The sequence below is a fragment of the Photobacterium aquimaris genome (assembly GCF_002954455.1).
In the GTDB taxonomy this organism is placed as follows: Bacteria; Pseudomonadota; Gammaproteobacteria; order Enterobacterales; family Vibrionaceae; genus Photobacterium; species Photobacterium aquimaris.
In genome coordinates, this window is the sequence record NZ_MSCC01000004.1 from 169773 (window position 1) to 185711 (window position 15939).

Below are 15939 nucleotides of genomic sequence, written 5' to 3' on the forward strand. Positions count from 1 at the left end.
TGATTTTGTAGTTTGCAAAAACTATTAAGTGATGGTTGGGATTTAGATAAAAAAACGCACCGTGAAGATGCGTATTGGATGGTTTTTATTATTAACTTAGAAGTCAGAACCGAAATGCTCAATGCAAACTTCAATAGCTGCATTTTGCTCGTGCTCTGATAAATCATAAGCGTAAGCTTTTAAGAACGCTGAACGTGTACCACTCATACCATTAGTAGATGTACCTTTTAGTGTTAGCTCAAGCCAACGCTTAGTTGCACGAATACTTGGTGGAGTCATGCCGCCTGACATTGATACTGCCGCTTTGCGTAAAGCATTAGCGACTTTCACAATCATAACGATTAAAGCCTTATATTGTTTCTCACGTACTGAACTGTAATGTGGATTACTTTTGTCAAAATATTTACCAAGAATGCCGTTAAGGTACTCAACTTCAATTTCTTGCGGTAAGTAATCTACATACGTTTTCATAAAACGGTCTTTGAAAGCAGCGTTTAATTGGCCAGTACCGATGTAACGAGGATCTTCACCTGTACCGTTCGTATTAGAAGTTACGATAAGACGAAAGTTTTTATGAGGATTTAACCAAGACTCTGTTTGAGGTACATAAAGAGGCTTACCGCCTAGCAACTCATTCAACTTGATTAATTCTGATGGAGACATAGCATCAACTTCATTCAGTATACAGATACCGCCATTTTGCATAGCAAGGTATAAGCCACCGTGAACAAACTTCATCTTGCCACCAGCACAAGGAATGTTATAGCCGAATAGGTCTAAAAATTCAGTGCGCTCAGAACAGGTTTCTGAATAACATTGCATTCCTAAACGTGCAGCAATTTGTTCAGCTACAGAAGTTTTACCAGTACCGTGGCCGCCAATCATCCAAAAACCGTAATCAACATCTGTTAGGATGAAATTAGTAATATCTTGGAGAAGTTCAGCACGGAAGTAGTAATCTTCAATAACGGTAGGAATACCAACAGGTTTAATTTTCCAATCGTTAACAGTAAGAACAAGTTGCTCGTTTGGCTTTTTGTCGATGTTTTTGAATAACTCAGTTGCTTTAACTTGCACTTTGGTCGGCTTAATAGAAGTAGGCTTGTAAGCCACTGAATCATTGCGTTCCTTTAGTGCTTGTTTCGCTTGCTCAGATACTAAGTTAGTAGCAAAGTTTTTAGCGAAAGTTTCAGCGAAAGAAGTCATTTGCTCAAGAGTGAAAGTATTAGGCATTTAGATGTTTCCTTATGGGGATATTGGATTGTTTTTAAGCGTTAAAATTAATTGTGCTACACACAATGTTATCAGGTTTTGAACGTACAATAGCGTTAAGTTTTTCGGTTAAATAACTTTCAGTTAAATCTTCGCCACGCTTCTTATCGACACTTACTTTAATTGATGAACTAGAATTAGCTCTATATTCATCAACGTCAACAGTAATGCCGTGAAGTAATTCTAAATCTTCAAGTAAGGTCTTGTAATCTACATTACCTTTACGAGTTGAAACAGAAACTTTAACGCCAGCTAGAATGCCACTTTTAAAGTCACCAAAACAGCCGATAATTTGTTCTTGAATAGCGGATTGTTCTTTAGCGTATTTCTTTGCTAAAGCCTCATATTTCTTACGTTCACGTAGTGTTACGACTAACTCATAAGTCAATTCTTCCCATTTATCAAAACGGGCATCATTAACAAATTCAGGTAATAACGCATCACGTTGTGGATCAAGTGCTGGTGGCTTACCAGATACAACACAGTTCCAGAACGACAATACTTCTTTGCGTAACCATTCCTGATAATCAGGGTTAGCAGGTATACGAAAAGCCATAGTGTTATTGCTGGCACGTTCAGTGCAGTAAAAGAATAAGACCGAATCAGAACACAGCCCATCAGTACAGAGCATTTGATACTGTACTTGCGTGTAATACATACGGTAAGAAGACGAGAATCGCTTTTTATCTAACACCTCTTGGAACTTAGATTCACAAGGGCATTTGATTTCAAGAATTGTATTGGATTGTTGAGAGTAACCATCTAACGATGAATGAAGCGGCTCATAAAGAGGATGCTCAATACATAATGGTTCAAAATGGTCTTTCGAGGCAGTTTCAAAAACTCGTCTAGCGACAGGTTCATAACGCTTGCCACGTTGTACGTGTGGGTTTTTAGATAGGTCGGGACGTTCAATAAGTCCTACAAGTTCACACCATAATTGAAATTTCGTTTTATCGGGATTGCAGCCAATGATAGTTAATACATCACTAGCACCAATACCAGATTCACGCCATTTCAACCACGGATCAGTGTCTTGAATTAGATCAATGATTTTCATGGTTATACCAGGGGATTTAGATAATTCGGGATTTGCAGGAAGCAAATAATTAAATAGGGATAAATTTGATTGCTGAACCTTTCACAGCGTGTCGGCTTTAATAAGAATCATAAGGATAATGGCAGATAGAATAATCGTCAACATAAAGAGCTGTTAATTTTGTAATTTACAATTCCATCTACCTGCATCTACTCAAGCAAGTATCAGAACCTAAATCCAATAACACTAGGTATGTTTAGTATTTGAAAAGTGTCCTCTACTACAAGCTCGATGTTATTCAGGTCTATAAAGTCTATAGCAGCCCTATCTCTTTCAGTAAGTGCGTCATAATTCGCACTAAGGAACGGCTTTTTTCTTGGGCTCATAAGAGCCCCATTAACCTGACCATCACTAAGTAGAACAACCCCCTCAACTAAAAACTCATTCCGTATAGTGTTTGTATATAAATTATTTGGTGATAGTTCGTTTATAGAAAGTATGTGAAAGTAATTTGTCAGTTTTAAATCTTTAAATCTTGATGATGAAAGAGATAAACCAAAATTAGACAGTCGATTTTCAACCATGTTACGAATAGCCGTTAACGTGGACTCTTGATACATTGATTGGCTATTTTTTATGACAGATACATTCTGAGGCTTGATATATTTTGGTGCTACTTTAATGCGCTCATAATCGGACGAGACTAACTGATCTAAATGTTCTTCTACGGTGCGTTTATATGCATTACTCGAAAAATCATCCGTTAACTCCCCCATAATACTAATAGAGACTTGGTGGACGTATGTTGCCTGTTCAATAATATCAGGGGTTATGCTTTCAATATCATGAACATAAGCAATAGCTCCATACTCCCCATTATTTAAAGTCTGTGTTCTTGTTTTAACAGAATATGGTGATTTATATGAGTGGCCAGTAGTTAACATGCGCTGCTGCATTGCTAGAAGTCGTATCATTGATTCAACTTGCTTGGGTACGCCTAAAGCGCGAGTCCGAGAATAGAATACGGTCGGTATTAACGGTGATCGCGTGTTAAACAACAGATCACCATTGCTAGAGCTAGTCAGAGGAAGTACAAGAAATGCTTTGGCGTAGTTCTTGGGGTCTTGGGATAAACTGATTTTACAAACCGCGATATTGGAATAAAAATCTTTTAAATCAAAATGTCGCATGTGTTTACCTAGTTAATTGATAGCCAGTAACGGCAAACAAATCCAATTTGTTAACTATTGGCAATTCAAAACCACCAGCACCGATATTAATCGTGTTGTTTGCAAAATCAATAAACCATTGTGCATTCTCTGATATTAATACGTCACCTACTTTGCAGTAGCTAACAGAGCTACATTGCACAACACCATCAATAACAATTACTTCTTTGCCACTAGAGGCCGCAACATTATATGAATCAAGTGCTGCATCGTGATCATTATATAAATAATTAACACTAGTAATATCATTGTCACAGCCAAACGCATCAAAAGAAGCATTGAGAATAAGTGATTTATGATAGCCACTCACCTGTTCAGTCAGTGAAACTAAGCCCTTTTCATAACTACACTTTTCAGGTAGCTGAATATCGGAAAAATTTAACTCATACTCAAATTCTAATGCGTTACCATCGCTACCATAAACGATCATATCTACCGGTGTATTCCACTCGTTTCGGAAAGTAGCATTGTAATGTTTAAGTTTAAGTCTATCTATTTCAGTGGTTTCATTACGGGAATCACGATCAAACAACTCTAATCTTTTGTTATTGCTTACATCACGTAAATCCAAAAGAGTGTCGAACGGTACAGTTGGTGCAATACAAGTAAATATTGAATCCATGTGAGTTTCAGTCAGCAAACCGTATACGCCAGATATGTTAGACAAATCTGGTGCTACTTGCGCTTGTAAAACCGTAAGTTCACTAATCAAACGTTTGATTTTATCTGGTAATTCGCCTGTAGCCGCATCACAGACGGTGATAATGGATGCAAACAACCCTTTGGTTTCCGAATGAATTAAACGTCCATTATGAGGCTGTATGGGCGTTATGATATAAGCACGTTTATTGATGCTTAAAACTCCATCAGGACAGTAAGGATAAACACTAACGGCAATGATAGATCGTGAATTTATTATGTTATTGACCATTATTTGAATGATATTCCAGTGACCTGCAATGAATTAACAAGAAATAGTGACAGCTCTGATTCTTGAATAGATATATAAAACGCTTTTTTGAAGTCTTCAATATCCTGTTTGCTGATAAATCTATAGCCTAAAGGATAAACCTCTAAAAACTCACTGTTATCCATGCCCTTATGAATGTCAACTAACTGCCCATCAACAAGAAAATAGTCAGAATATTCATCAAAATCATCGGCTATAAACTCACACTCTTGCACCTTAAAGCCGCTAGCAATAAATATTGCTTCACCGTTCATGGCACGGTCTTTGTTATTTATTAACTTAGTCTCAGCCAACTCAAGGGCAATTGATTTAGACTGCTTCCTAAACAATTCAACTAACTTACGGTAATCGCCATGAGTTACAGTGTCACTCTTTGTTGTCGGTGCAATTTGTTGATCTCTACCTTTTATCTGCGAAATATTTAAGGTTATTTTGGGCGATAAGCCAAGATTTTCTGTATCAGGAGCTATATCAGTAATTATCCCTTTTAGAACTGCATATCCATCTTCCAAAGCAGGAAGTTTTTTATCATCAATGATGTATTCAATAGGCAAAGAGGTATTCATAATTGGAAGTTGTGAAAACCAGCGTCCACATATTTTGCCCATAGCTAAACTGTTCACATTGCGATAATCATCAAGCATCCAACATTGGCTATACGCTACAGCCTTAATGACCGCCTGTAGTTCATCAAACTTATTACTGTCTTTTTTCTCTACGAGTATTGCTGTGGATTGTGCCAACTCACGATTAATTACCCAATATCCACCATTTCTAAAGTATGGAGTCACTATATATAGCAAGCCCTCGCGTGTAACAAACTCAGTAACATTGATTATGGATCTTGCACCACATAAAGTATTTGATATTGCCATACACGCCTCAGAATTATTTAGATCTAGGGTAATTATCTTTATGTACCCAGTAATCACTCATACGGCCTCGAATACCTAATTTACAATGCTCACAATGATAAAACGGATGCGCATTGGGTTTCGATTGCCTTAGTTCCATCATGTTACTGCAGCACATCAAGGGCAACGCTATTTTCTCAGATTTGTGCCCTTTCTTATTATCATCTAACAAACTGAACAACCACAAACACTTTGTACGTGCCGGTTCGTTTATCTCAAGTATAGAGTCAAACAAGCCGTCATCGACAGATTCAATATCAACCTGCAGATCAAAGCGTTTCAGTACATAAACGATGTTTGTCATATACTCGCTCATATGCTCGGTACTTATATCACTACATCGTAATTGCTCCCGAAGTGTTTGAGCTATTCCCTCTATACCACCAGCCATAAATACCTCTATTTTTCTATTGAGCTTATAATTAGGATTGAATTTGTTACGTTTTGTCTTTGTTTCTTATGGTGATATAAAATATTCGATAGGTTTAAAAAGGCAAGGAAGACCACCTTAAAAATAAAACAAAAAAACGACCACTCTCCAGGGGAGAATGATCGTTCTTATCGTTACTGATAAATCAGCTTTAGTTTAAATTAGATAAATATATCGTTATGTTTTTGCAAGCAACAAAATCAAGTTAAAAACCAATCCCTGTCAATTGTGGAAGATTTAGAAGATTTTCAAATACAGCCACATCAACACCACGTTTAGATACAACGTAACTACTATGATTACTAGCAACACATTGACCATCAAGAAATATAGCTACTTTGGGTGATAGCTTTGCCTTGAAATCCATCATAATGGCTTCAATAACGCTCTCTGTGGGATTGTCTTTACTAACCAATGGATATGTTGAATTAAACTTGTTTCCTTGTTCACGTTTGATTACAGGTGCATTAACAAGGTTAGTTCTGAGCTTGCGTGACTGTATTTGTTTTTGTGGTGATAAAGAAAGCCACACTTCATAAAGATCACAATGATTATCTGCAAAAGAATTAATCATATCTTGGTGATTAATGTCGTTTTCATTGTTGAATGGAAATATGGACTCGTAATCATCATCTACGGCAAATGTAGTAACGGCTCTATTTATTTGATAGTCATGGCGATAAAAGTTACGAGATAACTCATTTAATGAATTAATCATCGACTCTACTGCTTGTTGGTCGAAATTAGTTTCTTTATTTACATGTGCCGGTTTAAATCTTATTGGTCGAAAGGTATTAATCACAGCACCATCGTAACGATAGCAACCATTTAAGATTGGTAATGTGTAAATAAGATCATGCTCTACATCATCACGTATTACCACGCTCAGTTGTGCAGTACGGCCAAACTCAACTTTGTATTCATCCAGCGTTGAGTATTTACATATCCCATCAATAAAAATAGCAAAACCATCATTGCCAGAATCAATACCGGACTCAACATCTTCGATTATTTCTCTCAAGTATTCAGGATTACTAAGTTTCACTGATTCTAATAAAATCTCAGCGTTCGCATGAGTTTTCTTGCTTCGAGTATCTATCCATTCATAAGATAATGTCTTAGCAGATATTACAGGTCGATTGTTGGCATTACACATATGCTTATGCCAAGCATCGTTTAGATATTCACAATCAATTATTGTTATTGCGCTAACAGGAAAGTTTGTACTTTCATTGTATTGTGTTTTATCTAACTCGATTGAATCCTCTAATAATGGAAAGATGTTACGTCCGTTGTTATCTTTCGCAATAGCAAACATATAGGTCGAACAAGAGGCTGTTTTATATATGTTTATCTTATTAGCAATGTAATTCAGATCGGCCATTACCATCTTTAATTCAACAATATCAAAACCAGTCACATCGAACGGCTCAAATACTTCGCGTGTTTTGTCGTTAAAGAAAGCAACATCATCGTTATCTAATAATGTAATTAGGTAATCAGCGTTGTTTTTGCGGTACACAACATTAAGTTTTGATAGGCGCATTAGATTATTCCTTATGGGAGGTTGGATATAGAAAGAGCGATAAGTTATCTATTTTATTTATTTAATTGTCTATTTAATCAGTAAATTAGAAGAAGATGCCCGTTATACCGCAGATATTGAGTAATGAGTTTCGTTGATTGTCTTCACTCAAAAAATGGTCGATTTCATCAATGTCGTTATAAGTTAACTTACCACTTACAACAATTGAAATACTCCATTCTTCTGCTTTCGTATATGGGCAGTGTTGCTCTGATAAGTACGATTTAATGTATGTTTCTAAATCGCTAATTGCATTTCCACTTTCTTGATTGTTAACCTTTGGGTGCGTAAATGCAAAACCGTCAGGCTCATACCATGATTTAGCGTCACTACTTTTCAGTGAGAACGATTCAACTCCAAGTTTGTACATTGTCTCAGGCGATGGTTCTTGCTCAAAACCATTTCCACAAATAGGAAACAAAGCAGTATTACCTATTCTCATTACTCTGTCATAAGCACGATCAACATCAGGCTCATACTCAGCAATCATTGAGAAATGGTTAGTTACATACGCCATGCTACGCGCAAGCTTTAGTGCGCCTCTAGTCGTAAAGCCAGATTCAATTAGATCTACAATTCCGAAAAAATTACCAACTGTCCAGCGATCAAAACAGTGATTACCGTTTAGGTTGATAGTAGGGAAAAACAATAACTCTCTATGTTTTCCATCGTCAGTAATGAGTTCAGCAATAAAACTTAAAGTCTGTTTTTTTAGGTCGGGTAAGTAGTTAGAAAGCATTCGTATTCCAGGGGATTAGATGTAAAAAAGCCCGTATTCACGGGCTAAGATTAGATAGGCAGGAGTACAAACTAAAGCTAAGTTAGCGAGTTTGCACAATTGATAAGTTAACTCTAATTCACTAGTTGATATTCTTTTACAAGGCTATCAAGTGAAATTTTAAGCCCTTTATTCAAATTACGAATCATGGTGAGTGTTAAACCACGCTTACGTTTCAATACCTCAGACACACGGCTACGTGTCCCTAAGTATGGCACTAAGTCTTTATCTTCTAAACCTAACTGCTCCATGCGAAAGCGGATAGCTTCAATTGGATCAGGCGGAGAGAACGGATAATTAGCTTCTTCAAACGCTTCTACAAGAGTCGAAAGCACTTCTAATTCATCAAACTCTGCTGTGTTTGGTTCAGCATCCCAAAGCTGCTCGATACGAGCTAAAGCCGCACGATTATCTTCTGCTGTTTTGATTGGTTTAATGTTCATATATGCCTCTTTTAAATGGTCGCAGCGTCTACTTTGTCATAATCGGCATGAGTACCTATAAAGCGAACGTAAACATTTGAAACATTGTAATTAATCGCGGTAATTAATCGGTATTTATTGCCATGTATGTTGAACACAACACGATTATTACCAACAAAAGACGCATTTCGATACTTTGTTTTAATGTCATTTGGCGTTTGCCAGTTTGCTTTCTTAACTTCTGCATACCATGCAAGAAGTGGTTGTTCCGCACCGGTATGATTAGGCTGCTCCCAAAACTCACGCAAAGTTGAACGTGATAATATTCGCATACTATTCCCTTATTCCATTATTAGAAATGATTAGATGTTAGTCAACCAAGTTTTCCCATTTTGGGAAAACTGTGCTGTGAATTGAATAAAACCCGTAAACATACGGGCTAAAGTTAGGTAGGCTGGTGGACTTTAAAAACTAAAGTCATATTCAATCTGGTCATTGATAATAATGAATGTAGTACCGAACTCAGCATGATCACATACGATAGACCATGATTGCTCACAACCATCAAAGATAGAAAAATTAAAGAAGCCATGCTTTGCAGCAACCTCACCCATCAATAAAATCAGGTTTTCTTCAATCAAGTTTTTAGCTTTTTGGTGGTCTTCATACTCATAATTATCATTAAGTAATGATTTCTTATGTTCTGTTCGCACTTCATTCTTAAACTCAAACTTGGCAGCTAATAATGCAGCATTAATAGCTTCGTATGCTTCGGTTTCGTTAACGGTAGATACTTCAATGATATTTAACATATAGATAATTCCTTAGATATGACGAAGCGATCCAGTAATTTTGAGAACTACAGGATTACTTTTTCTTCGATAAATAGTGGGATTTGCACAGCTAGGCGTACAAAAAATTGATAAAAAATAGATTTGATTGCGTGAGTTAGCTTGATGCTAAGATTGATTGCTGAACCTTTCACAGCGTGTCGGCTTTTGTAGAATAGCTAGAATAATCATTTGGTTTATATATATCAAATCATTTGTCCGGCCACAGTAATTCCGGAAACATAAAAAGCCCTGTCAGAACGCTAGTTGCGACCCAGCAAGGCTAATTGCAATGGACTGATTCTACGATAAGCCAGCCTACATACGAGTTATCAAAGACAAAAGAGGTATCGGCTGCACGATACATATTCTTATCTGTTAACTTATATTAGACGTAACGACCTTTCTTAGACTTTATAACCTTATTTACATCATTATGCTTTTGCCCTGTAATAATATCTTTAAGAACCAGAGCATTGTTAATGCTATCAAACTGTAGATGTAACCTCCATCCTGAGATCTTATCTATATCTGCACGATAGATAGCTTTTTTCTGCCCTTTTACTCGATGTAATCGTGTTATTGGGTACTCACGATTAATATGACATCCATTATCTTCCAACTCTGCAAGAGAGGATAAAAACTGCAATTTCAATTTATCATCTGGAAGTATTTTATTTGCCTCATTAATAATGCCAAATTCATCAAGTAACATTTTAATCTCAGCCATTAATTATCACCATTTAAATGTTTTTGATATAAAGACTCTGCTATACCTTTGAAAGTTTTTTCTAAAGAAGAATGGCGAACTACATGTAACAGCGTAATAATAACTTGTTCAAAAATTGGATCTTCATCCACTGTTAATATAATCCTAATATCATGATCAATTCTAAGTGCATAAAGACTAGACTCAGAACACCCCTTAAACTTTATTGGTTTATATACTTTTCCATAAAAAGTCGAACTATCAGATTCAAGCAAAGAACAATAATAATTTAATTTGCATATGATCTTTTCTTTTGTTTTATTCGGAAACTTAGAAATTTCTTTCTCAAAAACTTTTGTTGACTCAAAAAGGAGTTCCATTGGTAACTTCCACTTTACTGTATTTAATACTCATTTAATGGAGTATTTATGATGAATAACGAACAGCAGCAACGTTCATATTATACTTATGATCAGTATGTTACCCACCTGATTTTACAAGGTAAATATCCATACACTACTGATGGTTATAGTCGTGCACTTCGTCACATTACTCACCAATAGTAATAAAAGGGTGTTACTGATTGTTTGGCTGTTTAATTGAGGGTCATTAAGCTATTTTCATTAGTCATTAACTCTAAAACTCGTAATTCACCCAATGTATTGAAGCCAGCAATGCTGCAAATAAATGAATCATAAGCCTCTAGGTTGATTGGCATCACCACACTACCATCAGTATAGAAAGCAACAATTTGGTCATTGATCGGATTGGTTACAGAAAAAGCCTTTACGCCACCTACTGAGCGTTCAGATAAAAGGTCGCTAATAAATGAATCGAAGTCGATAGACTTATAGTTGTAATCATCATTGTTAATAACTTTAAATAACAGTGCTAGTGACGTTTCCTTAATAACTAAGGTGAAGTTCGTTATTGAAACGGTTAATCGCTCAAGGTTGTTAAATTTATTACAGGGCATTTCAATAATTCCATTCAATCAGTAACGAGTGATAATTTACAGCTAAATGCTGTTAACGATTGTAATAGTACGTAAGGCTAATATCGCTTTAGCGTCTTGCATGAGATCACGCGACTTGAACCTGACGTACAACAATAAAAAAGTTGATCTTCTTCTTTGCCAAAAATTAGATAGCCGATGTAATAACCATCTTCTGTATCTTTGTAGCTTTGCTGAATATTTCGCTTGGTTGGACTAAACATTTTTTCATTTGTTATTGGGTTATGTGCAGAGAACAATGCTAATTCTGAATGCTGTTGGCCATTACACAATAAATGCCGACCATACGATGTATAGTTAGGTATTCTTATCCGCCCCTCATATTGCTGATACCACGGTTTTGATAAAACTATAGGTGGGCAACCAGCACTACCCTTTGTATTAATTGCTGTAAACTTATCGCCCACTTCAAGAATATCGCCACCAGCTAATTGAAATGGCTTGTTCGTAATTCTGGATTTATGGCTTTTGTTTAAAATAACTTTAAAACAAGAATCCATATTCAAAATTTCAAAGCCTATTTCTTTATCATTAAGGCTTGTGATTAATTCGTAGCGGCTTATAGGCATAATTAACCCTTACAACATTTGCCGTAATATGATGAAAAAATTTTACGTGGTGAGCCAGTTAACGGGGCGATAAGAATAAATCACCCCTCTCTCATTATATGGTAGTTGGTGTTACTTCTTGTTAATTGCGCCCTTATCAGACGTATCTAGGCCAAACTTATATCCGACCAGATCTCTAATTTCGACAAAATCAATTACAGAACAGATCTCAACATCATCTAACGCTCGTTCTTCTAATGTGCCTGTTAACTCAAAAGCAGATAAAGGTGCATTGCATACTGGACGCGGTACATTGTTAAGATTGACTACAAACACGCGGCAATTTTTAAAACGTTCATACTTACGTACATTCTCAATACGCTTACTTAAATCAGCTAGTGGTGTGTTCAATTCTTCATTTGTGACGATTAGCACCTCTTGCTTAGTGTTATGACGAGCATCATTACGTGGGTAAAAGAAATTAATACAGAAATGGTAGTCAGAACCATTTTTGATAATGAAATCTGTCATAGCTGATTCTTCTTTAGTTAAATCATCAGCAATACGTAAATCACCGGCACTTGGCATTAACTTCCACAACGGCTCAATAGAAGAATGCCTACGGAATGTTGAATAACCAGCCTCAGCATAACCAGCGATCACAGATAAAGTAATTAGTTCATCAATAAACGAAAACGCATCAATGCTAGACGCTTCAACTGCACTAATCGCCTTACCATCAACCGAAACAACTCTTGAACGCTTATTTGTTTTTGTTGGGGAGAATAGAGACTCAACTAACAATGATTTTAGCTTGGTAACGTGCGCTTCACTTGTATCTAAAAGAATCGCTGTATTATTAGCTGATTGAATGAAGTCAGTATTAGCAATAGATTGCTTTATTTCTGATTGATTACGAACGTTAAATAAGGCACTAACAACATAATGAGCAATTTCACTACGTACAATGGCTTTAGATAAGCCAGAAAAACGGCCAGTTTTGTGCAGTAAAGGTTGTTTTTGTGCCAGGTGATTAGCAATAAAATTTATTTGGGCGTAACGCGCTGCAGTAAGTTCATTAACGCCAATATTTTTAGTGTTGTTCATGCTTTAGATAATTCCGTTAAACCTCAATTCGACTGCAAAAAAGTTTATCACAAGCCAATGAAATAAAAAGGTTTTTCTCATTTTTGCAGCTTGCAAAATTACTTCTATTATTAAGTAATTACAACAACTTAGCTATTTATTAATGTTGCTAATTACAATTTCCAAAATCTTTTTTATAGCTTGTGAGAAATAACACTCTTATTTTCAGAAAAAAGTAAAAAAAAAGGACTACCGATTTGGTAGTCCTCGTTATTAGCTATTACTAGCGTTGGGTAAATTAGATAAGTTTATTGCCAAATTGAACCAAAAACTGGCTGAATGTTGAGTAAGTCTGATGTTGGTGTTACTAAATCATCCAAACTAAAACCCCGTATTTCATTATAAAATAGCTTACCGTTAATCAGCATTGCAGATTCATAAAGATGATTAGCGACTTTCTCTTTAGCATGGCCACAATAACTCTTAGTAAATTCATCCAAAACATCAAAAGCAGCATCCTCAAGATCGCTTTGAACGTTATGAGAAATGTCAGTATCAACATGGTCGTATAAACCTACTCTATTTTGTGAATTAGGGAGATACGTATTGGAAATTGTATTGGGCATATCTCTTGGATCTAATACGTAATAATTATAAAAGTAGCAGTTACTAATAACATCTTCATCAAAGTGAGGAATGATCGGTATAGGACTGTGATCGCTACTATTAGATAGCATCCCCTGATCATGTTCATTTGCTCGATAGATAACCTCAGTTATACCTCTAAAATCATCTTCAACGTGAGATTGAAGATAGCCAAGCTCTTTCACTATGGTCTTTACGCGATCCGCTTGCTTTGTGTGGTGTGCGTCTGTATTTGATGCCTTACTTTCAACTCGAATAGATGAAAAATATTTACGAGTTTCAGCATTGGTGGTTAGCTTGCCATTTACCGTGAATAACGGAGTAATGTAAAAACCAACATCACCCTCAAGGTTATATATTTTCTCAATAACAATGCCAGTAGTAGAACGGTACATATTAGATAATTCCATGATTTGATCTCAAAATTAGGTTGGTAGATTTAGGTTGATTACCAGTAATGATACCTCTCTCTTTGGACACCATTACCATGACAAAAACTACACTTGTTTCCGCAGTAATAACAGTAGCCACTACATGCGCCACATTCGATTAGCTTGTTACGAAAAACATGCTTAAAGAAATATTCGGTTCGCTCACGTTTACGTTCATGGAACGATAATTTATTACAGGAATGATATGGACTAAGCCCAAAAGTAGATAAAGAGGTTCTCATTGTTAGATAATTCCATGATTGGTGGTTTGATTGTGTTGTTTACAAAAACTAATGAAAGGTAAAACCAGTAACGGCATTGAAATTAAGTAGCGAAGCTAATTCATCGGCATTAAATACCTTAAAGTCGCTTATTTCGCTTTGGACAAGTTCACCATTCACCCAGATCGCGATCTGTAGTGAATTGAGCTCACCTAACTGACTATGTTTAACAGCATCATAGACTGCATTTGATATAAGATTCTTATTTTGTAATTCACCTATATTCACATTAATTTCAAATGGCGCATTCGCTCCATGTTCATCACCAAAGTTGTTATAACGGTATGGTGTATGATCTGTAACTGTGGTTGATAATGCATTAATCATTTTGTAATCGTCTGAATCATCTTTGCCAAAGTAAGGATATATAGCCGTCATTTCATTAGAGCTTGGTTGAAATATATATTGAGTTCCGGCACTTGCTCTAACTGACGTTATTTGCGTTAACCAAAGTTTCTTTCCATGCTTTAAACCCAAATGATTTAAGTCAGCAACAAAGTCACTAGCTATTTCAATGCTAGTGCGCCTACGTTTGCTTTTGGGCTTTATATCAGGGATTAAAAAATTGGAAATATAACCTCTAGTAGATTGGCTATTTAAAAGCCGACCTCCATTATCAATTAGGCAAAAAACGATGTAATTGGCAGGACGATTTGAATACCGTTTCTGCATCTTTACAGCGAGAGTTACGTGTCGATATTTATTATGTTCTTCTATTAGATTATTCATTGTTAGATTCGTTTTATGTTGGACATACTAAAAAAGGTTGGATTATTGTTGGATGATAGATTATCCGCTAATAACTGTAACGGGCAGTTTATAAAAAATGGAAAATAAAACGTGGATAACAAAAAAAAAGAAATAAAAATATTTGGTAAAAAAAAGAAAGCAGCCATATCGATTATTGCAATTTTAGTAGCTGGTGGTAGTTTTTACGGCGTTTATAATGCACAAAAAATAGCAGTATCTATTGCTTATTCTAATTACACTACGGAGCTAAATAACGTCCTTGGTTTTCATCTAATCTCGACCAATACCAACTATGGATTGACTAAATCAGAGATGGTGTCTGAGTTTGAAATTGACCCAAGTATTGGAGCTGGTGGCAATCCATCTGCACCACAGTCTCGATTTTTATTGACGCTTAACACGACCGTTAAATCATCACTTTTACACATTAAGTCCAATACAACATTAACACTTAAAGGCGCACAGCTAAAAAGTATCATTCAAAACATAAGATCAGGAAAAATAGTATTTAAGAAAAATGGGCAAGTGCTAAACACAGTCCAGGGATATGACACAATTCAATTACCAATAACGATTGATACCAATGCTACTTCAAATCTATTTTCTTTTACGAACTTAATTAATACTGAGTTGGCTGCTATTGAAATTGTAGGAAATGGTTCTGTTAATGCGCACCTACGCTCATCTGAATCTAACTTGTTAATTAAAATGAAAGATGATGAATTAGCAACTTACAAATTTACTTTACCCTCATTAGTTGCCACCGCGAACGGCTCAAAGATTGCTGAAATTGAAAACTTAACGATCAAGCAAGAATATAGTAATAAAGGTAATGAGATAGCAAAATCCACATGCATAAATGGATCAAAGTTATCCGTAGATTTATCCGTATTAGGTCAACATATGTTCCGTGCTGACCTTAATGGCTTAAAACTGAATACTGATACGTTATTAGATGATAATGAGCCAACTATGTTCGCAAGTACAACGATGGATATAGATAAC

20 protein-coding genes are annotated in these 15939 nt (G+C 35.9%); 2 read left to right on the forward strand and 18 right to left on the reverse strand.

What is annotated here, in order from left to right:
• Window positions 1-96: 96 nt before the first annotated feature.
• The 13 genes from BTN98_RS18690 to BTN98_RS18750 all read right to left on the reverse strand — a co-directional run bounded on the left by BTN98_RS18690 (window position 97) and on the right by BTN98_RS18750 (window position 10558).
• Entirely contained in the window at window positions 97-1233 is a 1137-nt protein-coding gene (locus BTN98_RS18690; RefSeq protein WP_065190178.1) for an AAA family ATPase, read from the reverse strand.
• 34 nt (window positions 1234-1267) lie between these two features.
• Entirely contained in the window at window positions 1268-2332 is a 1065-nt protein-coding gene (locus BTN98_RS18695) for a YqaJ viral recombinase family nuclease (protein WP_065190179.1), read from the reverse strand.
• A 203-nt stretch (window positions 2333-2535) separates the two neighbouring features.
• Window positions 2536-3501 carry a hypothetical protein gene (locus tag BTN98_RS18700; protein ID WP_065190180.1) on the reverse strand — a complete coding sequence of 322 codons (966 nt, stop codon included), beginning with the start codon at window positions 3499-3501 and terminating at the stop codon, window positions 2536-2538.
• 4 nt (window positions 3502-3505) lie between these two features.
• Window positions 3506-4471 carry a hypothetical protein gene (locus BTN98_RS18705; protein ID WP_065190181.1) on the reverse strand — a complete coding sequence of 322 codons (966 nt, stop codon included), beginning with the start codon at window positions 4469-4471 and terminating at the stop codon, window positions 3506-3508.
• On the reverse strand, window positions 4471-5385 hold the full coding sequence (locus BTN98_RS18710) for a hypothetical protein (protein WP_065190182.1): 915 nt from the start codon (window positions 5383-5385) through the stop codon (window positions 4471-4473). The genes BTN98_RS18705 and BTN98_RS18710 overlap by 1 nt, the downstream gene beginning before the upstream one ends.
• Window positions 5386-5398: 13 nt before the next feature.
• Window positions 5399-5815 (reverse strand): hypothetical protein, encoded by a 417-nt coding sequence (locus BTN98_RS18715; RefSeq protein ID WP_065190183.1) that lies wholly within the window; start codon window positions 5813-5815, stop codon window positions 5399-5401.
• 244 nt (window positions 5816-6059) lie between these two features.
• A complete protein-coding gene (locus BTN98_RS18720; RefSeq protein WP_065190184.1) occupies window positions 6060-7400 on the reverse strand; it encodes a hypothetical protein in 1341 nt (446 codons plus the stop codon).
• Window positions 7401-7485: 85 nt separating this feature from the next.
• Entirely contained in the window at window positions 7486-8178 is a 693-nt protein-coding gene (locus BTN98_RS18725) for a hypothetical protein (RefSeq protein ID WP_065190185.1), read from the reverse strand.
• 113 nt (window positions 8179-8291) lie between these two features.
• The gene (locus BTN98_RS18730) at window positions 8292-8660 is read right to left on the reverse strand and encodes a helix-turn-helix domain-containing protein (protein ID WP_065190186.1); all 369 of its coding nucleotides are present in this window, start codon (window positions 8658-8660) and stop codon (window positions 8292-8294) included.
• 11 nt (window positions 8661-8671) lie between these two features.
• Window positions 8672-8971, reverse strand: a complete 300-nt coding sequence (locus BTN98_RS18735) for a type II toxin-antitoxin system HigB family toxin (RefSeq protein WP_065190187.1) — start codon at window positions 8969-8971, stop codon at window positions 8672-8674.
• Window positions 8972-9103: 132 nt separating this feature from the next.
• A complete protein-coding gene (locus BTN98_RS18740; protein ID WP_065190188.1) occupies window positions 9104-9451 on the reverse strand; it encodes a hypothetical protein in 348 nt (115 codons plus the stop codon).
• A gap of 406 nt (window positions 9452-9857) precedes the next feature.
• Window positions 9858-10199 carry a hypothetical protein gene (locus BTN98_RS18745; RefSeq protein WP_065190189.1) on the reverse strand — a complete coding sequence of 114 codons (342 nt, stop codon included), beginning with the start codon at window positions 10197-10199 and terminating at the stop codon, window positions 9858-9860.
• Window positions 10199-10558, reverse strand: coding sequence for a hypothetical protein (locus BTN98_RS18750; protein ID WP_065190190.1), 360 nt, complete (start codon window positions 10556-10558; stop codon window positions 10199-10201). The genes BTN98_RS18745 and BTN98_RS18750 overlap by 1 nt, the downstream gene beginning before the upstream one ends.
• A 48-nt stretch (window positions 10559-10606) precedes the next feature.
• On the opposite strand from BTN98_RS18750, the gene BTN98_RS20770 reads away from it, so the two are divergent.
• Window positions 10607-10741 (forward strand): hypothetical protein, encoded by a 135-nt coding sequence (locus BTN98_RS20770; protein ID WP_268875314.1) that lies wholly within the window; start codon window positions 10607-10609, stop codon window positions 10739-10741.
• Window positions 10742-10773: 32 nt separating this feature from the next.
• Here the strand turns inward: BTN98_RS20770 and BTN98_RS18755 are convergent, their stop codons facing one another.
• The 5 genes from BTN98_RS18755 to BTN98_RS18775 form a co-directional block, all read right to left on the reverse strand.
• Window positions 10774-11154: a hypothetical protein gene (locus BTN98_RS18755; RefSeq protein ID WP_065190191.1), complete on the reverse strand. Its 381-nt coding sequence runs from the start codon at window positions 11152-11154 to the stop codon at window positions 10774-10776.
• Window positions 11155-11231: 77 nt separating this feature from the next.
• Window positions 11232-11762, reverse strand: coding sequence for a hypothetical protein (locus BTN98_RS18760; RefSeq protein ID WP_065190192.1), 531 nt, complete (start codon window positions 11760-11762; stop codon window positions 11232-11234).
• Window positions 11763-11873: 111 nt separating this feature from the next.
• Entirely contained in the window at window positions 11874-12848 is a 975-nt protein-coding gene (locus BTN98_RS18765; RefSeq protein WP_065190193.1) for a hypothetical protein, read from the reverse strand.
• A gap of 287 nt (window positions 12849-13135) precedes the next feature.
• Window positions 13136-13882 carry a hypothetical protein gene (locus BTN98_RS18770; RefSeq protein WP_146107051.1) on the reverse strand — a complete coding sequence of 249 codons (747 nt, stop codon included), beginning with the start codon at window positions 13880-13882 and terminating at the stop codon, window positions 13136-13138.
• A gap of 311 nt (window positions 13883-14193) precedes the next feature.
• Window positions 14194-14913 carry a hypothetical protein gene (locus BTN98_RS18775; RefSeq protein ID WP_065190195.1) on the reverse strand — a complete coding sequence of 240 codons (720 nt, stop codon included), beginning with the start codon at window positions 14911-14913 and terminating at the stop codon, window positions 14194-14196.
• A 111-nt stretch (window positions 14914-15024) separates the two neighbouring features.
• Here BTN98_RS18775 and BTN98_RS18780 point away from each other — a divergent pair.
• A partial coding sequence (locus tag BTN98_RS18780) for a YdgA family protein (RefSeq protein WP_146107052.1) occupies window positions 15025-15939 on the forward strand: 915 nt, incomplete at its 3' end.